Here is a 21256-nt window from a genome sequence, read left to right on the forward strand (position 1 = left end):
GCAAATAAAAAAGGAAAAGCCACGTGGCTTTTCCTTTTTTATGAATCAAATCTAGTTGGCGGTATATTTATTTGCTTAAAATAGTATCGGATGGCTTCAGCAATACGGACTGAAGCATTTCCATCCCCATATGGATTTGAAGCCTTGGACATTTTTTCGTGTTCCCCTCGATTGGTGAGCAATTCATGTGCCATATTGAATATGGTTTGTTCATCAGTACCCGACAACCTTAAGGTTCCAGCTGCAATTCCCTCTGGGCGTTCAGTCGTATCCCTCAAAACAAGAACAGGTACACCTAGTGACGGTGCCTCTTCTTGGATTCCTCCAGAATCGGTCAAAATCAGATAAGCTCTTGAAGCGAAGTTATGGAAATCCAATACATCCAGCGGCTCGATTAAATGAACCCGTGGATCGTCCCCGAGAATTTCGTTTGCTAATTCTTGAACAAGAGGATTCAAATGGACTGGATAAACCACTTGAACGTCCTCATGCTCAGCAATGATTCTCTTGACGGCCCTAAAGATATTCCTCATGGGTTCCCCTAGATTTTCTCTGCGATGGGCGGTAAGTAAAATGAGCCTGTCTTCTCCAAGTCCATTTAAAACCGGATGGGAATATGTGGACCGCACAGTCGTTTTTAAAGCATCTGTTGCGGTATTTCCCGTCACGAAGATATTGTCTTTCTTGTTTTCGTTCAGCAGATTCTCCTCCGCTTTTGAAGTCGGCGCAAAATGCAAATCCGCCATCGTACCGGTAAGCTGCCGATTCATCTCTTCCGGATAAGGGGAATACTTATTCCATGTACGCAGCCCCGCTTCTACATGCCCAATGACGATCTGATTATAAAAAGCAGCCAGACTTGCGACAAACGTTGTGGTTGTATCACCGTGGACAAGAACAATATCGGGTTTAGCTTCCTTCATTACGGAATCCAGACCATTTAATGCTCTTGTTGTAATGTCAGCAAGCGTTTGCCTTTCCTTCATTATGTTCAAGTCATAATCCGGCTGAATGGAAAATAATTCGAGAACTTGATCTAACATTTGGCGATGCTGGGCCGTAACAGCAACGATCGGCTTGAAATATTCTGGGTGTTTTTGAAATTCGAGTACTAAGGGAGCCATTTTGACAGCTTCTGGTCTCGTCCCGAAAATTGTCATGACCTTAATCGGTTTATTCATTCGTGACACCTCAGTTTCTTTCTTATTTTGTGCCGAATAAACGATCTCCTGCATCTCCAAGACCCGGAACGATATAACCATGTTCATTCAGTTTTTCGTCAAGTCCCGCAATATAAATATCAACATCAGGATGGGCTTCTTTTAGTGCTTCTACACCCTCTGGCGCTGCGATCAAACACATGAATTTAATATTGACTGCACCGCGCTTTTTAATGGAATGGATCGCTTCGATGGCTGAACCGCCAGTAGCTAACATCGGGTCAACGACAATGCATTCTCTTTCTGCCAAATCACTTGGCATTTTTGCATAATATTCAACTGGTTTCAATGTTTCAGGATCACGGTAAAGTCCAACATGTCCGACCTTTGCAGCTGGAATCAGTTTAATGATTCCGTCCACCATCCCTATGCCTGCACGTAAAATCGGGACGATCCCCACTTTTTTACCAGAAAGCATTTTCACTTTCGCTGTGCTTACAGGTGTTTGGATTTCCACCTCTTCCAATGGCATATCCCTTGTAATTTCAAATGCCATCAATGATGCAACTTCGTCCACTAGTTCGCGGAATTCTTTTGTTCCTGTATTTATATCACGTATATAGGCTAATTTGTGTTGAATTAACGGGTGATCGAAAACATAAACTTTTCCCATTTAGCATCTCTCCAATTCCATCGCTTAATTTTGCGCTTTTTTATGATTTCCCTAATCGAATAGAAAAATTTTCGTGTCTTTTAAAATTCACTTCAACCTATTTTACAGAAAAATGTTTCAATCTTCAATAAAGGTTTAGATGTCAGACCTTTTTTACTATTCGCACTATTCTAATATACTCACCTTCTTTAACCTACAAAAAAACCGCTCCCTTTAAAAGGGAGCGGCTCCAATATTACATTGAAGGATATAATTCAAATTTGCTCGTTAATGATTCAACGCGCTGTTTTGCTTCTTCAAGTTTAGCTTCGTCTTCATTATTTTTCAAAACAAGTCCGATGATTGAAGCTATTTCATCCATGTCTTCCAACCCGAAGCCACGCGATGTCACTGCAGCAGTCCCAATACGAATACCACTTGTAACGAATGGTTTTTCCGGATCATAAGGAATCGCATTTTTGTTAACCGTAATACCGATTTCATCCAAAACATGTTCTGCGATTTTTCCTGTTAATCCTGTTGAGCGTACATCAAGAAGAATCAAGTGATTGTCCGTTCCATCAGAAACAAGGGTGAATCCTTCTTTCTTCAAACCTTCGCCCAAGCGTTTAGCATTATCGATGATTTGTTGTGCATACACTTTAAAATCATCTTGAAGCGCTTCGCCGAATGCAACAGCCTTAGCGGATATCACATGCATCAATGGCCCACCTTGAATACCAGGGAAAATGGATTTATCAATTTTCTTACCGAATTCTTCTTTACAGATGATCATTCCTCCGCGTGGTCCGCGAAGTGTTTTGTGAGTAGTTGTCGTTACAAAGTCTGCATAAGGAATTGGACTTTGATGCAATCCTGCTGCAACTAAACCTGCGATATGCGCCATATCGACCATTAAATAAGCTCCAACTTCATCTGCAATTTCACGGAATCGCTTGAAATCAATTTCACGTGGATATGCACTTGCACCAGCTACGATCAATTTCGGTTTATGCTGACGGGCTTTCTCCAATACATCATTGTAATCAATACGGTGATCTTGTTCGTCTACACCATATTCAACAAAATTGTAGTTAACACCACTGAAGTTAACTGGACTTCCATGTGTTAAGTGGCCGCCATGAGAAAGGTTCATCCCAAGCACTGTGTCGCCAGTTTGCAGTACTGTAAAGTAAACGGCCATATTAGCTTGAGCTCCAGAGTGAGGCTGTACGTTTACATACTCCCCGCCGAAAATTTCTTTTGCACGCTCACGTGCTAGATCTTCAACGATGTCAACATACTCACATCCGCCATAGTAACGTTTTCCAGGGTATCCTTCTGCATACTTATTAGTTAAGACCGACCCTTGCGCTTCCATGACAGCTTCACTTACGAAGTTCTCAGAAGCAATAAGCTCAATCTTACTTCTTTGACGCCCTAATTCCAGTTGAATTGCGTTAAACACTTGTTCATCTTGCTTTGCTAAACGATTCATTCCGTAATTCCTCCCCAAATTGTGCGTGATTCGCTTTTTAGATTTATGTGCAACATGCCTTCTAAAAGACATGAAAAAGCCTTACCAATAATAATTAGAAAATTCTACTCCATTTTAACATGTCTAATTTAGAAGTGATAGTCTAATTTTATCGAACATTAGATGTTTTTTTATTAAAAAACGTTCGTATTTAACAGTTAAATTAAGTTAAATAGCTCTTTTACCCTATATTTAATCAGCGAAAAAACCATTTTATTGGAACTAAAAAATTAAGGATTTTTTGTGAACATTATCTTAAGCTTTACACTTTCGCTATCATTCTATACGAAAAACAGCATTCCCCACCCGAGAAATGCTGTCTAACTTTACCTATAAAGTACAACTCTTGTTTTCAATGAGGTCCTGATAAACGGCCCGTTCCCCGCCTATTAGTTTCGGGCGGGTTTTTGCCATGGTCACATGTGCATGTCCTATTTCTTTAATAGCAGATCGAACTGGAACCGCCACATGCTTTAAATGCATGCCAATGAAGGTATCCCCAATGTCTATCCCCGCTTCCGCTTTAATATGCTCAACGACGACAGCATCCTTCCATTGTTGATAAGCGAACGTTGCCATCGATCCCCCAGCTGTTCTTACCGGCACAACCGAAACTTCTTCATAATCGTTTCGCACTGCGGTTTCCCTTTTCAAAACCAGGGCCCTATTTAGATGCTCACAACATTGATATGCAACCTGAATACCCGTTTTTTCTTGAAAATCCCTCACTACGGAATAAACCATCCCCGCAACGTCGAGTGTCCCTTCCGTACCGATTCGTTTTCCGATCACTTCACTTGTACTGCAGCCGATTACCAGTAGCTGGTTTTCTTTTAAAGCTGCCTGTTCTTGAAACTCATGTAATAGTTTCCGAAACTGATTTTCCCATATCTCAAGCTCATTCGAAAATATAGCATCACTTGTCATGAAAACGCATCCTTTCAATAAGAAAACTTGCTATTGGAAGAAAAGAGTGGACTCTCTAAATTCTTTTCCAGAACCTTAACGATTAGCTGTGTTTACCTTCATACTCCGCTATCTTACCAATCCTGTTTTGATGACGTCCGCCTTCGAATTCCGAAGTCAGCCATGTTTGTGCAATTTCCCTGGCAAGACCCGGACCAATGACACGTTCCCCCATAGCTAACATATTGGTATCATTATGCTGACGGGTCAACTTTGCACTATAGACATCATGAACCAATGCACAACGGATCCCTTTGACCTTATTAGCCGCAATGCTCATTCCAATTCCAGTACCACAGATTAAAATCCCCCGATCGAACTCACCCTTTGCAACTTTTTCTGCAACTGGCAATGCATAATCCGGATAATCCACTGACGTACTGCATTCACAGCCAAAGTCCTCAAATGGAATCTGTAATTCATTCATTAAATTCTTTATTTCTTCACGGATATGTATGCCACCATGATCCGAAGCAATCGCAACTTTCATCAAAAATCCTCCCCTAGCTTTTTTATTTGATTTTATTGTGTCACAAAATTATGAAAAAATAAAGGACGGCCAACCTTTTTCCTCCCGTAAAGAAGCAGGAAACCAACTAAGGTTTCCTGCTGAAAAATGTCAAGTGTTAAAGCGTGTAATGGTCCCGTTCAACTTTTCCGCTTGCACTTTAAGGTCCATCGCCGATTTTTTGACGTTTTCCATGACTATTGCTTGTTCGCTCGTCGTAGCTGTTACTTCTTCCGCTCCAGCAGATGTTTCTTCTGCAATGGCAGCCACCTCTTGGGACTGCCTAGATGTTTCTTCTACACTTTCCATTTGACGGTCAACAAGCTCAGTAATATCTTTTACTGCAACGACCACATTATGTACCGTTTTTGTCATTCCTTCTATGGCTATATCCGTATTTGTCCCTTTTTGGGCTTCTTCATTTGCCGATATGACCTGATCGCCGATTTGTTTCACAACTGCCTGGACCTCAACTTGAATATTTTGAACCAGGTTCGAAATGCCCTGAACAGCTTTTGCACTCTGATCAGCTAACAACCGGACTTCTTCGGCTACAACTGCGAACCCTTTTCCATGTTCTCCTGCCCGTGCAGCTTCAATGGAAGCATTCAATGCCAGCAGGTTCGTCTGTGCCGCAATCTCGCCGACAAGTTCGATGATTTGCTCCACCTTTTTTGCATTTTCCTCTAAACGATTGACTGTTTTCAGCGACTTTTGATTTTCTTTAGCCAATTGTTTAATGCCATGAACCAAGGAATTGACTACCGCTTTGCTCTGAACAAGTTCTGTAGCCATATCACTGGATAGTCCAACGGATTCCTGTGCTTTGCTTTGAACCTTTTTGGCAATCATGACGACATCATCAATGGATTCAGCAGTATTCATGATGGAAGCGGCAGATGTATCCGCCCCTTTTGAGATTTCCTCTATGGTTCTTGCTATATTATCTGCCTGTTCGGTTGCTTTTGAAGATTCTTGAGAGATATGGAGGACCTTTTTGTTGGTCTCACGGAAATTCTCTTCAATATTCCGAACCATGTCCTTAAGGTTAGAAAGCATATGATTGAAAGCAGTGCCTAATGAACGGATTTCATCATCCGTCTTCGATAACACCACTTCTTCGTTTATACTTCCATCAGCAGCACTTAATACGGCTTTTTCTAGTCTTTTTAGTGGTTTAGTAATAAGACCAGAAGCAAAAAACGAAAGAATCCCCGACCACAATATGCCTAATAAAAGCGTCCCTACACTAAAACTTAGCGAACTCGTTTTTTCAAAAAACATTGGATGGATCACGAAAATAAAAAATGCCGAGGTTGAATAGGTGATCAGAGCAAGGACTGTAGTGAAGATAACCAATTTTTTTCGCAAGCCAAACTTATAATGTGTTCTTTCCTCCATACCGCTCCCCCCTGTAGACTGTTTACTCTTTCAGCCTTATGACTAATTCTTCTATTAATTCCTGCAGCTCCCTGAAGGTTTCCCGATAGATGCCTTCAGAACCGCCAAACGGATCTATTATGTCTCTATCATATTTATCGTCAATAACGAATTCTTTTAAAGTAAAAGTCTTATCGATCATCTTGGGATATGTACGGATAATGACCGCTTTATGCCCTTCCGTCATGGTGAAAATATGAGTCGCCCACTCCATTTCCTTCTCGGATAAAGGCGTTGAATGATGATTATGCACTATGTCATTCTCAACCAATACATTTTTAGCATGCATGGAAGCATCCTGGCCCGCTGAAGCATAAACACCAGCGGACTTCACTTCAACACCTGCAATATGCTTATTTTTTAATATCGCTTCTGCCATGGGGCTTCTGCATGTGTTACCCGTACATACAAATAATACACGGATCATTTTAACGCCTCCTTTTTATTCATTATAAGCTATCGCCCGTTCTATATAGACAAAAAAATAAACACTCTCTTTATGTCATGAGAAAAATAAAAACCGTCCCGATAATCGGAACAGTTGAGGAAGGAAAGGTATGAGGTCAAGTGGATTTAAAAAGAGAACAATAATTTTAATCCAAACGCACACAGGATGCTTCCGCCAAGAATCTCACTATAAACTCCGAGCACCCCCTGTATTTTTCTACCCAGTAATAGCCCTCCCCACGTTAACAGAGTGGCAGCCAACCCAAAACAAAGAATGGTTATAATCGTTTTCGCACCGTAAATCCCCAGGGTTAATCCTACTGAGAAGCTATCCAGGCTTACCCCTAAAGCAAAAATGAATAGGCCTTTCCCGACAGGAGCCAGCATCTTAATTCCCCTGGTATCAGCTTCACCCTTTTTACCCGGGATGAACATCTGTATACCAAGAATGATCAACAAGAGACCGCCGGCGTATGTAGCAAAGGTCCCGAATTTTTCTGAAATGAAACGACCTGCCCCCATACCAAGCAAGGGCATCCAAATATGAAAAATACCTACTATCAGCCCTATAAAAAATACTTGCCTCAACCTTAGCTTAAACATTCCCATTCCTAGGCCGACGGAAAAGGCATCCATTCCCAACGCGAATGCCATGAGCAATAAGGTGATGATTTCCCCAGCAAATGTATTCATTCCAACCCTCCCTCGGACGTGCCTATTACATGTTATGCATGTCCGAAAAGAAATAGAAGAATAAATCAGTCCTTGTTACACATGTTCCTCGATGATTTGATGACCTGCCGCCTTCTCAAGCCGGTTCATGACAGCAGCCCCGATACCGTAGTCAGGAAACATTTCACTGAAAATGATATCGACCTCCAGCTCATCAAATTGTCGTAAAGTATCATATAAGCCTGTCGCAACTGTATGTAAATCCGATAAAGAACCTGGGACAACCACATAATCCGCATTATAATCCTGTTGATGTTCTAAAGCCGTTATGATGCCTACCTTTAACCCGTCATTCCTTTTTTCATTCACAAGCCTCTGAAGGAAAGATTGATTACCCTTGACTAAAAATAGAGGGGCTTTTGGAGCATAGTGGGTATATTTCATGCCCGGAGCTTTTGGCGCCGTTTCCTCATTCTTCAAAGCGACATCTTGCCTAACTTCTCCTATTACCGCTTCCAACTGTTCCAAGGTCACCCCACCAGGCCTTAAAATAACAGGGACTTCCACCGTGCAATCCAGTACTGTGGATTCTACGCCCACACCAGTAGTACCGCCATCGACAATGCCTGCAATCCGGCCCATCAAGTCATCTTCAACATGTTTGGCTGAGGTGGGGCTCGGTTTTCCTGAAGTATTTGCACTTGGAGCCGCAATGGGCAAATCACTCGCACGAATAAGACCGAGGGCAACCTGATGATCTGGCATCCTGACAGCCACCGTGTCCAATCCAGCTGTCACAAGGGTTGATAGCTGGCCCGGTTTTCGTTTCATGATCAAAGTCAAAGGACCCGGCCAAAATTCCGCCATTAGCTTCCGTGCCTTTACCGGGATCTCTTCTACAATACCTGACAACTGGTCATCTGAGGCTATATGAACGATTAAAGGATTATCACTCGGACGCCCTTTTGCTTCAAACACTTTTTTGACCGCCTCGTCACTTTTGGCATTCGCGCCTAGTCCATAAACGGTCTCTGTAGGAAAGGCAACCACTTGATTAGCCATTAATAATTCAGCTGATTGTGTAATCTGGGGATAACTTTGTAAATTATCCACATTTTTATCCACTGACCAAACTTTCGTTTTCATTTTTAACACCATCGCCTTTTAACATTTCTTATTTTATATAATCGCTTTTATATGAACGATATTTTCAACTTATCTTACTAATTTCACTTAAAAGATACTTTGAAAGTATAAAAGAAGTATACACATAATTCAAGTGTTATCCACAAATTGTGGATAACCATATCGAATCCGTGGATAAGTTTGTGGATATTAAAGATTAATGACAGACTTTTTTGATTTTTTGTTAATAACCCTGTGGATATGTTTTTTAAATTGTCTGATCTTAAAAAAGCTCATTGAAGATTTCTGCAAATAAGGACTTCACTTCTACCTCAGGCTCCTTTTCACCTTCATATAATTGTTGACCCTGTTCATTGGATGCCGCAAGCTTCTCTTTGTTTTCCTCAACATTCCCATCAATGACTTCCTCCGTTACTTCCTCGTTCCCTTTTACTTCTGTCACTTCTCCTTTTACCTCTGGCTCGATAACCTTTTCCTTTACCGTTTCTTCCGGCACTTCCTCTTTTACACTTTCATCTTTTACCTTTTCTTCAACTTCTTCCTCTTGAACAAGTTCTTTCTCTTCATTCGTTGCAGCATAAGCCTTCCCTCCCGAAGTTACGGATTCTTTATCTTCATCCTCGACAATCGGACTTTGACTTACAGCCGTCCCATTTGAAAAATCCAAGAAACATAATGGAGGAAATAACACACACCACCAATTAGCCCCTTCCCCTTCACCCAGTGTAATGATCACAGCTTCATAATCCCCTGCCGGATATAAATACTGCCCGTAAAGTTTTGTTGGAAATTCCGCTTGTCCAAAATCTACTTTTACTGACTGTTCCAAACCATGTTCCTTTATAACCGCCTCAGCCGTGGCCTGGATATCCGGTAGATGTGAGGTGATCACATCCCTCGCGTCATCCAAAGAAGTAAGCTCCTCGACCCACTTTGTGATATCTTTATTTACCTCATCCCTAATCAGCCGCTTAACCGATTGATCCTCTTCTGTATCACTATTAGCAAGTATCCGCAGACGAATCGCCTCATCCGGGATCACCATCGTTTCCTCTGCACCGACCATTTCCGCTTTAGGCATATATATACTTACGATCGTTCCTATAGTTAAGATTAATAGATAAATAATGGCTAAATGTTTAGTTTTCATCGCCTTCGCCCCCTCACATGAATTAGTCTCACCATTTTCCAGCTATCTTAAACTAGTAAAAATCAAAAAAGTTGATAGTTGGAAATATAGCAATTCGATAGTGAGGGGGAGATTATAAAAAAACCGCCTCTAAGTAGAGACGGATCCAGACTGTAGACCAACTCGATATTTAATTGATTTTTTTGCCTACTGTTGTTTGAGGGTTTGCACTATTAAAACGTTGATTGGAACGTAGGGCACTCGCTTTCCGTCCCAAAGAAGAGACGAATTATTTTAATACGGCAAAGACCATTCTATCTTTTTCGTTAATGTCATTTACAATGGATACTTCTGCGGCGGGAAAGGTTCGCTTCAATAAATCGGCAACCGCCTGACCCTGTCCAGTGCCCACTTCAAAACCGATCAGTCCAGGCACATTTATGATTAGAGGTAACTGTTCCATAAAACGGCGGTAAAAATCCAGCCCGTCGACACCAGCAAATAAAGCCCGATGTGGTTCATGGCCTGTTACGACTACAGACATGGATTTTTGATCATCATTTGGTATATATGGCGGATTCGATAAAAGGATGTCCACCTTCTGGTTCGTGTTAATGAGAGGCTGAAGCAAATCACCCTGCATGAACTGCACTTCGGCACCAAGTGATTCGGCATTTTCCCTCGCCACTTCAAGTGAAGGATCTGCTATGTCCGTGGCCATCACCAACAAGCTTGTTTTTTCAAGTTTCATCGTAATGGCGATTGCACCGCTGCCCGTCCCAATATCCGCTAATCGGAGCTTCTGTCCCTCCATAAAAGTGGCCGGGAGTTTTCGTAATGTATAATAAATCAATTCTTCTGTTTCAGGTCTCGGTATCAGCACTTCTTCATTTACAAAGAAGGTCCGTCCATAAAATTCTTCACTGCCTATTATATATTGGATGGGTGTTCCATCAGCGTGAAGCTCAATAGCTGCCTTAAATTGTCCAAAATCATCTTCACTAAGCTCATCATGAAGGTTGGCTAGTAGCTGGGAGCGAGTTTGTTTTAATAAATGCTGTAACAGGATTTCCCCTGCATTGGCGTCACGATCATTTTCCTTTAAAAAAGAAGAAGCCCACTTAAGGGCTTCAAACACTTTCAGGCCAGAATTATTCATCTGCATTTTCCAGCCTTGAAGATTGGTCTTCCATGATTAAAGCATCCACGACATCATCCAGTTTACCTTCCATGATTTGATCCAGCTTTTGAATCGTTAAACCAATGCGGTGGTCAGTAACGCGGTTTTGCGGGAAGTTATACGTGCGAATCCTTTCGGAACGATCGCCTGTTCCAACAGCAAGCTTCCTATTTTGATCATATTCCGCCTGCACTTCGCGATGGATTTTATCATACACCCTAGCACGCAAAACCTTCATCGCTTTTTCTTTGTTCTTGATTTGTGATTTTTCATCTTGACAGGATACAACCGTATTAGTCGGAATATGAGTCAATCGCACCGCTGACATGGTCGTATTGACACTTTGCCCTCCAGGACCGCTTGATGCAAAGGTATCGACACGAACATCCTTATCATGGATCTCGACTTCCACTTCCTCAGCTTCGGGTAAAACGGCAACCGTTGCTGTAGATGTATGAATCCGTCCACCTGATTCAGTTTCAGGCACTCGCTGAACCCGATGGGCTCCATTTTCGAATTTCAATTTTGAATAAGCGCCATTGCCATTAATCATGAATATGATTTCCTTGTAGCCTCCAAGCCCGGTAGGACTTGCTTCAATGACTTCAGTCCGCCAACCCTGCACTTCTGCAAAACGGCTATACATTCGGTATAAGCTACCTGCAAATAAAGCCGCTTCATCTCCGCCTGCCGCTCCGCGGATCTCCATGATTACGTTCTTATCATCGTTAGGGTCTTTCGGAATGAGCAATATTTTCAGTTTATCCTCAAGGCCTTGTATGGTCTCTTCGAGTTCATTAATCTCTTCTTTTACCATTTCACGCATATCCGCATCAAGTTTGTCCTCCAGCATAGCCTTAGCTTCCTGAAGTTGCTCACGAACCGCTTTATATTCTTTATAAGTCGATGCGGTCTCTTGAATACTGGATTGCTCCTTAGAATATTCCCTTAGCTTCTTATTGTCATTAATGATCTCCGGGTCACTTAATAGTTCATTCAATCTTTCATATCTATCTTCTACTGCTTGCAATCGATCAAACAAATTATTCACCTCATAATTTTCCAAAACATCTGAAACGAATTGGAAGTAATCCATCTTTTCTAACTATAAATAAGTAGTTCAGTGCCCCAGCTCAGTTCACTTCTAGGTTAATTATAGTATAGGTGAATAATCAACGTCAAAGAGGATTCAAAATTGTGGTTATTTCTTTAACTTAACATCTATTTTATATTGGGGCACAACCCTGGTTATCATGTCTTGAATTCGCCGCTTTTCCTCATTTCTTTTCTCTTCCGTCTTGATTTCGCCTTTATCATGGACCGTAACATGTATGGTATTGCCATTTAACCACACGGTTCCCGCTTCATAATTAGTTTTCGACTTAACGACCTCTCGGATTTTATCAATTTCCTGCCCCATGGAAGGGGAATTATTCGATGTTTGATGCGGAGTGTTTAGGACTTGATCCGATGGCCGTTCCGTTTCATTGTCCCAATCATTATTAGACATACGTTTTAAACCTTTGCCAACAAAATCTTTTCCATCCCGGGATTGATCGCCATATTCCGAATCATTATTTATTGCATTGTCATTTTGACCGCATGCTGTTAGTGCAGCAAGAAAAAAGGCCATCATAAAAACCAGTATTGATTTCATATTTTTCCCCTCCATTTTGACTAGTTAAACAAGGACATTTCCTAAGTTAGCCTTCCCAAAATGGGGCAATATTTATCTTTTAATTTCCCTTCCATGTATTGGTCTTACCACCTGAATGCCTTTAGAAAGTTTTTTCAACATGGCTTATCCGCTTTCAGAATAAACTCAATTTCCCGTATAAATTACTTAACCATTTCTTCATAAAAAAGCACCCTAAGATCTCAATCGATCCTAGGGCACCATCATTCAAATATGTTCTTTAATCCCGACAGCCTGCTTACCTGGAACTTCGTGATGATGGCGGCAACGGGGCTCGTATGATTCCGATGCACCCACAAGGATGATCGGCTCATCATAGGAGGCCGGCGCCCCATCTATCAAGCGCTGTGTCCTGCTCGCAGGTGAACCGCACACTTCACACACAGCCTGCAGCTTAGTCACTGATTCTGCTAGCGATAATAGAACAGGCATAGGACCGAATGGTTCACCTCTGAAGTCTTGATCGAGTCCAGCCATAATCACTCGATAACCGCTGTCCGCAAGATGCTGGGCAACCCCGATAATTTCATGATCAAAAAATTGCACTTCATCTATAGCAATGATATCCAGGGGCTTGTCCAAATGCTTAAAAATATCAGTTGAATGGGCAATCGGTTTTGCCATCACAGAAGAGCCATTGTGCGATACGACAGCCTCTTCCGCATAGCGATTATCTATAGCCGGTTTAAATACAGCTATTTGCTCTTTAGCAAATTGAGCACGGCTGACTCGTTTAATCAATTCCTCAGATTTACCTGAAAACATGCTTCCGCAAATAAGCTCAATCCAGCCTGTTTGTTTCATTACATACATGGAAACAGCTACTCCCTTCCACCTGTCGATCCCTTAGCCATAATTGAAGTGGACCCGGCTTTATAAAAATTCTTACCTGTTTACAGAAAATAAAAAACAGGCAAGAAAAATACTTGCCTGTTTTTTAAAAAGTCCGGCTTATTTAATACCGTATTTTTTGTTGAAACGATCAACACGTCCGCCAGCTTCAGCGAATTTTTGACGACCAGTATAGAATGGGTGGCACTCTGAACAAGTCTCAACTTTGATCTCTTCTTTAACTGAACCAGTTTCAAAAGTGTTTCCGCAAGAGCAAGATACTTTTGAAAGTTTATAATTTGGATGAATTCCAGTTTTCATTCTTTTCAGCTCCTTCTGCCCTGAATCATTCGAAACAGAGTTATATACTTCAAGGTGAGGGAAAAGCACCCTCACATTTATTGTAAAAACACATGAACCCATTATAGCAACTTAAGACTAGTTGTGCAACAGTTTGTTTCTTTCACTGTTTAAGAACGTTTAACGCTCGCTGGTCCCTTTTTCATTTCTGACATCTCTTCATCCAACTTACTGAAAAACTCTTCATTACCTTTTGTCTGTTTTAGACGGCGAAGGAATTTCTCTGAGAAATCAGGTGAATCTGACATCGTTTTCCTAATAGCCCATAATTTATCCAGGCGATCTTTCGGAATTAACAATTCTTCTTTACGAGTGCCTGAGCGACGGATATCGATTGCCGGGAAGATACGTCTTTCTGCAAGGGCACGATCTAAATGCAGTTCCATATTACCCGTACCTTTAAATTCCTCATAAATGACATCATCCATTCTTGAACCCGTGTCTACCAATGCCGTAGCAAGGATCGTCAAGCTGCCGCCCTCCTCGATATTCCTCGCCGCACCGAAAAAGCGTTTTGGACGATGGAATGCAGCAGGGTCAATCCCTCCGGATAGTGTACGCCCGCTCGGCGGAATGACAAGGTTATAAGCACGGGCAAGCCGGGTAATGCTGTCCATTAAAATGATGACATCCCGTTTATGCTCCACAAGGCGCATAGCTCTTTCCAACACTAGCTCTGCCACCTTTATATGGTTTTCAGGCACTTCATCGAACGTTGAACTTACCACGTCTCCAGCAACGGAGCGTTCAATGTCCGTCACTTCTTCCGGGCGTTCATCGATCAATAGTACAATCAATTCCGATTCAGGATGGTTCGTGGTTATCGCATTGGCAATTTCTTTGATAAGCATCGTTTTACCAGCTTTTGGCGGTGCGACAATCAGACCACGCTGTCCAAAACCTACCGGTGCCAAGACATCCATAATTCTAGTTGATAAGTTCTTCGGTGTCGTTTCCAGTTTAATTTGTCTGTTTGGATACAGCGGTGTTAAACCTGGAAAATGTACACGCTCCTTAGCCGATTCCGGATTATCGCCATTGACGGCTTCAACATGCAGCAATCCATAATAGCGCTCGTTTTCTTTTGGAGGCCTTACCTTACCGGACACTTTATCTCCATTTCGCAAATCGAATCTGCGGATCTGTGAAGCAGAAATATAAATATCCTCCGAGCTTGGAGAATAATTAATTGGACGCAAGAAACCGAAGCCCTCGGAAGGGATGATCTCTAAAACGCCCTCCATGAATAGGAGACCATCCTGCTCAGCTTGTGCTTTCAGGATAGCGAAAATAAGTTCCTTTTTTGAAAGTTTGCTGTAATAGGAAACTTTATATTCACGCGCGTGCTCATAGAGATCCTTTAGTTTCATGTTTTCTAAATTAGAAATAGTTAAATTCATTATGACACCACACTTTTATTAATTAAACGTTTTCACCCATACTGAAAAAGAAATGGTTTGTTAGATGGAAGAAAAACCGCAATCCATGTACCCGACCAGAGTTTTCTTAGAAAGGATGATACATTTTTACATGTAAAGAAGAAAATTATTTGAAGGCTTCTTGAAGTTTGGAGTGAAAGGGCAGATTTTATATATAAATCAATTAATAGTAAACCAAGCTTTATTTTACTTTTTTTATTTTAATTATTCAACTTAAATTTTTAAAAAGAGAAAGCGAGCGATGAAACCGCTCGCTTTTTAGCTGTGATCTTTTCTAAAAAACGTTCTTAGTCAATCAGACCATTCGGTTTAATTTTAAGACTGTGACGTCCATCAATGAAACGAACGGTTCCAGATTTAGCACGCATGACTACGGATTGTGTTTCGCCGTAATTTCCTTTAAATTGTACACCTCGTAAAAGCTCTCCATCAGTCACACCTGTTGCAGCAAAAATTGCGTCATCTCCGCGAACAAGGTCTTCCATTCTGAGGACTCTTCCTAATTCAAGGCCCATTTTTACACAGCGTTCCACTTCTTCATCACTTTGAGGAATAAGTTTACCTTGAATTTCTCCTCCGAGGCATTTCAAGGCAACAGCTGCAATAACTCCCTCTGGAGCTCCGCCAGATCCGAATAAGATGTCAACACCGGTAAGATCGAAGGCCGTATTGATGGCACCTGCTACATCTCCATCGTTGATCAACTTGATACGTGCCCCTGCCTCACGAAGTTCGTGAATGATCTTCGAATGACGATCACGGTTCAAAACTGTTGCGACTACGTCTTGGATATCTTTATTTTTTGCCTTGGCTACCGCTTTCAGGTTGTCCAACACAGAAGCATTGATATCAATCTGACCAACAGCCTCGGGACCAACGGCTATTTTATCCATATACATATCCGGGGCATGAAGCAAGTTCCCCTTATCTGCTATCGCCAATACAGCCAATGCATTCCAGCCGCCAGATGCAACGATGTTCGTTCCTTCCAAAGGATCAACTGCAACATCGACTAGTGGCCCAAGACCAGTACCAAGCTTTTCACCAATATAAAGCATTGGCGCTTCATCCATTTCCCCTTCACCGATTACAACCGTCCCTTGCATGGGTATTGTATTGAAAACATCCCTCATTGCAGTTGTTGCTGCATCATCTGCTTCGTCTTTCATTCCTCTTCCCATCCAACGAGCAGAATTTAGTGCCGCCGCCTCTGTTACGCGGACAAGCTCCATCGATAAACTTCTTTCCATTTCCGGTTCCCCCTCATGTACACTAGCATGATTTATTTATATATTAGTATAACACATTATATCATATATAGTAACACAATGGGGTAACAAGAAAAGGGATCAGCTTTTAAGCTGCTCCACCTCTTCTTGCGTCATTTCTTCACGCCAAATCGTTGCTCCCAAACCTGAAAGTTTTTCAACCAGATGGCTATATCCGCGATCTATATGTTCAAGCCCGGTCACTTCGGTAATCCCTTCAGCCATTAAACCGGCAATTACCAGAGCTGCTCCGGCACGTAAATCGCTTGCCTTCACTTTTGCTCCATGAAGCTGGACAGGACCATCAATGATGCCTGCTCTGCCCTCGACTTTGATCTTCGCATTCATGCGTCGCAGTTCATCAATATGCTTAAATCGTGCCCCGTATATCGTATCGGTCACCATGCTAGAACCGCTTGCTTTTGTTAAGAGTGAAGTGAAGGGCTGCTGAAGATCTGTTGGAAATCCGGGATAAACCAGCGTCTTGATATCAACGGACTTATATTTATCTCCTGGTGAGACAAAAATCTGATCATCACCGGCTTCAATATTAATTCCCATTTCCCTCATTTTGGCAGTCAATGACTCCAAATGCTGGGGGATGACATTATCAATCAAGATTCCTTCACCGACCGCAGCGGCTAAAATCATGAAAGTCCCGGCTTCAATCCGATCTGGTATGATCGTATGTTTGCACCCATGTAAACTTTCCACACCATCAATACGAATGATATCGGTTCCGGCACCCTTGATTTTCGCTCCCATGTTGGTCAACAATGTGGCAACATCGATGATTTCCGGTTCTTTCGCAGCATTTTCAATCACTGTGCGGCCTTTGGCCAAAACAGCGGCAAGCATAATATTGATCGTTGCCCCTACACTGACGACGTCCAAATAAATGCGTGCCCCCCGTAGCTCGTCCGCCCTAAGGTAAATGGCTCCTTGTTCATTCGTCACTTGTGCGCCTAGCGCTTCAAACCCCTTTATATGCTGATCTATTGGGCGAGGACCTAAATGGCAGCCTCCAGGCAAGCCAATCACTGCCTTTTTGAATTTACCAAGCATCGCCCCCATTAAATAATAGGAGGCACGTAACTTCTTAACTCTTCCATTGGGAAGAGGCATTGAAATCATTCTGCTGGGATTCACTGTCATTTCCCCATCATCAAAGGAAACCTCACCGCCAATTTCCTCCATTAACTCTTTCAGCATCTGTACATCCGAGATATCAGGCAGGCCTTCAATCGTTACAGGAGAGTCCGCCAAAATTGTTGCAGGGATAAGGGCAACCGCACTATTTTTTGCTCCGCTGACACGAATGCTTCCCTTTAAAGGATAGCCACCGGCAATTTTAAGTTTTTCCATAATAAACTCCCTTCCACGCTAAGCACTTAGATGCTACTTCCAAAAAGTAATATTTTACCACAAGAAAATTGCATAATCCGACAACATTCACTATCTGTTCCTTAGTTTACACAAAATTATAAAATTCATGTAAAAAAAGCTAAAAATTTCTAATTTATGTTAATTTTATTTAAAACGGTGCAATCTATAGCGACTTAGCGGCAAGGCATTATGCTTCAGTACGAGAATTCCAATCCTTCAAGAAAGCTTCAATCCCTTTGTCCGTTAATGGGTGGTGGAATAGTTGCATTAAAACTTTATAAGGGATCGTTGCAATATGTGCCCCTTTAAGAGCCGCTTCAGTAATATGCATCGGGTGGCGGATAGAAGCTGCAATGATCTCAGCATTGATATCATGGATCGCAAATATGTCAGCAATATCCGAAATTAAATCCAAACCATTTTGGCCAATGTCATCCAAGCGTCCTAAAAATGGCGATACATAAGTTGCCCCAGCCCTAGCTGCCAATAATGCTTGGTTGGCACTGAAAATAAGGGTGACATTTGTTTTGACACCTTGTTTTGTAAGAGCTGCAACAGCCTTCAAACCGTCTGGAGTCATTGGTACCTTAATCGTGATATTAGGTGCAATTGCAACTAATTCCTTGGCTTCAGCCATCATTCCTTCAAAATCAAGCGCAATGACTTCTGCAGAAACGGATTCCTTAACAAGGCTTGTTATTTCTTTTAACCGTTCATGGAAAGAAACTCCCTTTTCTCTTGCAACAAGGGACGGGTTAGTCGTAACACCTGCTAAAACGCCAAGTTCGTGTGCTTGCTTTATTTCTTCCATGTTTGCTGTATCAATAAAGAATTTCATAAAATATCCTCCGTATGTAATCAATTTTTTTATCTGAATTCTAATTGTTCAAAAAATAGAGCTCGGATTCCAGTCTGCATCTAAAAGAAACCATTAGGGGGGTGCCCCCCCAAATGGAATTATCATCTATTTCATCTTCATCTTACATTTAAGGGATGAAACCCATATTGCTTTTGTTATTTATGCTTTACCGTTTGAACCGAATTCACGCATTTTGCCGATGACAGTTTCTTTAATCGCTTCACGGCCAGGTACCATGTATTTACGTGGATCGTATACTTCAGCATCGTTATTCAGAATTTCACGAACGGCTTTTGTAAACACAATTTGATTTTCCGTATTCACATTAATTTTTGATGTTCCAAGAGAAATCGCTTTTTGGATATCTTTCGTAGGAATGCCTGTACCACCATGAAGAACAAGAGGTTTGTTTGTTAAATCCCGTACTTCTTCCATTTCTTTATAGCCTAGGTTAGGTTCACCTTTGTATGGACCGTGAACGGATCCCAACGCAGGAGCAAAACAATCGACATTCGTTTCTTTAACTAACTGTTCACATTCTTGAGGATCTGCATATACGACTCCATCAGCGATCACATCATCTTCTTGTCCGCCAACTGTGCCCACTTCCGCTTCAACAGAAACATTACGTGCGTGAGCGAATTCGACAACCTTCTTGGTTGTTTCGATATTCTCTTCAATCGGGTGGTGTGAAGCATCGATCATTACTGAAGTGAATCCAGCTTCGATAGCCTCTTTACATTTATCAAAACTTGAACCATGGTCAAGGTGAATGGCCACAGGAACAGTGATTTTCATGTCTTCCAACAATCCTTGAACCATCATGACAGTCGTTTTAAAACCACCCATATGACGGGCAGCCCCTTCGGAAACACCAAGGATGACTGGAGATTTTTCTTGTTCTGCAGCAGCTAAAATGGCTTGAGTCCATTCCAGGTTATTGATATTGAATTGACCTACTGCATATTTTTCATCAAGAGCTTTATTCAGCATATCTTTCATAGAAACTAAAGGCATTTGATTTCCTCCTACTAGTGAATGTAATTATTTTAAAGTTAATTCTTTCTAGATATTCCCTAAAACCAAAGTAGCATACGCTTATAAATCAGAATATCTCGCTTCTTTTAGCATATCAATACATCAAAAAAACAGCAACAAATACACTATATCGTGCTTCAAATTTTATTCCAAAAAAACAACGGCCCATCTTAAAAAAGATAGCCGCGGCAATTCCTTAGTCAAAAATATTAAATTTTCAAGACCATTAACTTGACTGTATCGGTAAATATTCACGAACGGCTTTTCTAATATCATCAATATCAAACGGCTTTGCAAAGTGGGTCATTGCACCTAAATCCTTTGCTTCTTGAATCATATCGAGTTCACCATATGCGGTCATGATTATGACCCGGATGTCCGGATCGACCACTTTCATCCTCTTCAATATCTCAATGCCATCCATTCCGGGAATCTTCATATCCAGTAATACAAGATCTGGTGAATGATTATTTAGCACTTCCAGGGCCTGAATGCCATTTGCGGCTTGAAATGTTTCATACCCTTCTTTATGTAAAACCTCGTTCAATAAAATACGAATCCCAAATTGATCATCAACTATTAATATTTTCCCTGACATTTAATCACCTCTCCCTTACCCGATTTATTTAATTAAGTGTATTAGCCTAGTCGGCCATTACATAGGTTGCATCAAATTACTTGTAGTCCAACGCATTTATTCCCCATTCATGATTTCTATGTTCATATTCGATAATTGTAACAAAATTCCTGCTCTATGGCTAAAAGGATTTTCAATTTTTTTGTTTTTTCGACCGATTTAGTTAATTTAGCCCTTTGGATCAGAAGCCCAGAAGCCTGTCAATGCAAGGGAAAGTCCTTTATAATAAAGATATAATTTTTTAAAGGAGTCCCTAATCATGTTAAAAATTTTCTCGACACAGATAAGCGGTTTATTTAAAAAAATGATTGAAAATGAAGCCTTTGAAATGGAGGATGCCGGCCGCCTGCTGGCTCAGGCGGCGATTGGGGATGGCTCAGTGTTCATTCACGGATTTGGTGAAATGCAGGGCGTCACGTCGGAGGCTTTGGATGGGGCAGAGCCTTTTCCTAAGGCAAAAAGATTTGAATTGGGAGAAACTATGTCCAGGGAAGATCGATTTCTTATATTCACTCGCCATTCAGATGATTTTGAAGCATTGATGCTGGCAAAACAACTAAAGGAAAATGATATACCATTTGTTGCAGTTTCTACATCCGTTCCTTCTAAAGAGGAGTCCCTTCTAGAGTTGGCAGACGTACATATAGACTTACGTATGCAACGAGGGTTGATCCCCGATGAAACTGGAAATCGATATGGGTACCCTACCCTCATTGCCGCTCTTTTCGCTTATTATGGGATTAAATTCACTCTTGAAGAAATCATAAAAGAATATGATGATGAAGAATGATAAATTATCTTAAACAAAAAAAAACAGCCACATGGGCTGTTTCAGACTGTAGACAAACTCGATGAAAATCGAGTTTGTCTATTTTTTATGAGTTGTACAATTTGGCCGTTGATTT

At 41.4% G+C, this 21256-nt stretch carries 22 protein-coding genes; 1 reads left to right on the forward strand and 21 read right to left on the reverse strand.

Translation table 11 applies throughout. The annotated features are described in order from the left end of the window. Positions 1-38 precede the first annotated feature (38 nt). The 21 genes from wecB to ACFX4X_RS01485 form a co-directional block, all read right to left on the reverse strand. Positions 39-1181, reverse strand: a complete 1143-nt coding sequence (wecB, locus tag ACFX4X_RS01385; protein ID WP_317777932.1) for a non-hydrolyzing UDP-N-acetylglucosamine 2-epimerase — start codon at positions 1179-1181, stop codon at positions 39-41. 22 nt (positions 1182-1203) lie between these two features. Continuing rightward, positions 1204-1833, reverse strand: a complete 630-nt coding sequence (gene upp / locus ACFX4X_RS01390) for a uracil phosphoribosyltransferase (protein ID WP_034315825.1) — start codon at positions 1831-1833, stop codon at positions 1204-1206. A 235-nt stretch (positions 1834-2068) separates the two neighbouring features. Further along, complete coding sequence (locus tag ACFX4X_RS01395; RefSeq protein WP_125159883.1) at positions 2069-3310, reverse strand: serine hydroxymethyltransferase; 1242 nt, start codon at positions 3308-3310, stop codon at positions 2069-2071. A gap of 369 nt (positions 3311-3679) precedes the next feature. Next, positions 3680-4276 (reverse strand): TIGR01440 family protein, encoded by a 597-nt coding sequence (locus ACFX4X_RS01400; protein ID WP_377381026.1) that lies wholly within the window; start codon positions 4274-4276, stop codon positions 3680-3682. A gap of 82 nt (positions 4277-4358) precedes the next feature. Then, positions 4359-4805, reverse strand: coding sequence for a ribose 5-phosphate isomerase B (gene rpiB, locus ACFX4X_RS01405; protein ID WP_061465717.1), 447 nt, complete (start codon positions 4803-4805; stop codon positions 4359-4361). Positions 4806-4934: 129 nt separating this feature from the next. Further along, positions 4935-6224 (reverse strand): methyl-accepting chemotaxis protein, encoded by a 1290-nt coding sequence (locus ACFX4X_RS01410; protein ID WP_377381029.1) that lies wholly within the window; start codon positions 6222-6224, stop codon positions 4935-4937. 22 nt (positions 6225-6246) lie between these two features. Next, positions 6247-6690 (reverse strand): low molecular weight protein arginine phosphatase, encoded by a 444-nt coding sequence (locus tag ACFX4X_RS01415; RefSeq protein WP_284469192.1) that lies wholly within the window; start codon positions 6688-6690, stop codon positions 6247-6249. Between the two features lie 146 nt (positions 6691-6836). Beyond that, positions 6837-7403: a manganese efflux pump MntP gene (locus ACFX4X_RS01420; protein ID WP_377381033.1), complete on the reverse strand. Its 567-nt coding sequence runs from the start codon at positions 7401-7403 to the stop codon at positions 6837-6839. 75 nt (positions 7404-7478) lie between these two features. Continuing rightward, positions 7479-8528, reverse strand: coding sequence for an L-threonylcarbamoyladenylate synthase (locus ACFX4X_RS01425; RefSeq protein WP_284469191.1), 1050 nt, complete (start codon positions 8526-8528; stop codon positions 7479-7481). Positions 8529-8790: 262 nt separating this feature from the next. Next, positions 8791-9678: a stage II sporulation protein R gene (gene spoIIR, locus ACFX4X_RS01430; RefSeq protein WP_377381037.1), complete on the reverse strand. Its 888-nt coding sequence runs from the start codon at positions 9676-9678 to the stop codon at positions 8791-8793. Positions 9679-9946: 268 nt separating this feature from the next. Continuing rightward, a complete protein-coding gene (prmC, locus tag ACFX4X_RS01435) occupies positions 9947-10816 on the reverse strand; it encodes a peptide chain release factor N(5)-glutamine methyltransferase (RefSeq protein WP_377381040.1) in 870 nt (289 codons plus the stop codon). Beyond that, positions 10809-11879, reverse strand: a complete 1071-nt coding sequence (prfA, locus tag ACFX4X_RS01440; RefSeq protein WP_061465726.1) for a peptide chain release factor 1 — start codon at positions 11877-11879, stop codon at positions 10809-10811. The genes prmC and prfA overlap by 8 nt, the downstream gene beginning before the upstream one ends. 159 nt (positions 11880-12038) lie before the next feature. Continuing rightward, the gene (locus tag ACFX4X_RS01445; RefSeq protein WP_289319332.1) at positions 12039-12494 is read right to left on the reverse strand and encodes a hypothetical protein; all 456 of its coding nucleotides are present in this window, start codon (positions 12492-12494) and stop codon (positions 12039-12041) included. A 246-nt stretch (positions 12495-12740) separates the two neighbouring features. Next, entirely contained in the window at positions 12741-13346 is a 606-nt protein-coding gene (locus ACFX4X_RS01450) for a thymidine kinase (RefSeq protein ID WP_061465730.1), read from the reverse strand. 138 nt (positions 13347-13484) lie between these two features. Then, a complete protein-coding gene (rpmE, locus tag ACFX4X_RS01455) occupies positions 13485-13685 on the reverse strand; it encodes a 50S ribosomal protein L31 (protein WP_053348458.1) in 201 nt (66 codons plus the stop codon). A 149-nt stretch (positions 13686-13834) separates the two neighbouring features. Beyond that, complete coding sequence (gene rho / locus ACFX4X_RS01460; RefSeq protein ID WP_034315849.1) at positions 13835-15124, reverse strand: transcription termination factor Rho; 1290 nt, start codon at positions 15122-15124, stop codon at positions 13835-13837. 326 nt (positions 15125-15450) lie between these two features. Further along, complete coding sequence (gene glpX, locus ACFX4X_RS01465) at positions 15451-16413, reverse strand: class II fructose-bisphosphatase (protein WP_284469187.1); 963 nt, start codon at positions 16411-16413, stop codon at positions 15451-15453. Positions 16414-16512: 99 nt separating this feature from the next. Further along, positions 16513-17796, reverse strand: coding sequence for a UDP-N-acetylglucosamine 1-carboxyvinyltransferase (locus tag ACFX4X_RS01470; RefSeq protein WP_061465734.1), 1284 nt, complete (start codon positions 17794-17796; stop codon positions 16513-16515). A 208-nt stretch (positions 17797-18004) separates the two neighbouring features. Continuing rightward, positions 18005-18655: a fructose-6-phosphate aldolase gene (gene fsa / locus ACFX4X_RS01475; protein WP_089362031.1), complete on the reverse strand. Its 651-nt coding sequence runs from the start codon at positions 18653-18655 to the stop codon at positions 18005-18007. Positions 18656-18835: 180 nt separating this feature from the next. Further along, entirely contained in the window at positions 18836-19693 is an 858-nt protein-coding gene (locus ACFX4X_RS01480) for a class II fructose-bisphosphate aldolase (protein WP_284469186.1), read from the reverse strand. Positions 19694-19940: 247 nt separating this feature from the next. Then, complete coding sequence (locus tag ACFX4X_RS01485; protein ID WP_061465740.1) at positions 19941-20312, reverse strand: response regulator; 372 nt, start codon at positions 20310-20312, stop codon at positions 19941-19943. 298 nt (positions 20313-20610) lie between these two features. Between ACFX4X_RS01485 and ACFX4X_RS01490 the strand changes: the two genes are divergently transcribed. Beyond that, positions 20611-21141, forward strand: coding sequence for a DUF2529 domain-containing protein (locus ACFX4X_RS01490; RefSeq protein WP_284469185.1), 531 nt, complete (start codon positions 20611-20613; stop codon positions 21139-21141). The last annotated feature ends 115 nt before the right edge of the window (positions 21142-21256 follow it).

The sequence above is a fragment of the Peribacillus sp. YIM B13481 genome (assembly GCF_042787985.1).
In the GTDB taxonomy this organism is placed as follows: domain Bacteria; phylum Bacillota; class Bacilli; order Bacillales; family DSM-1321; genus Peribacillus; species Peribacillus simplex_A.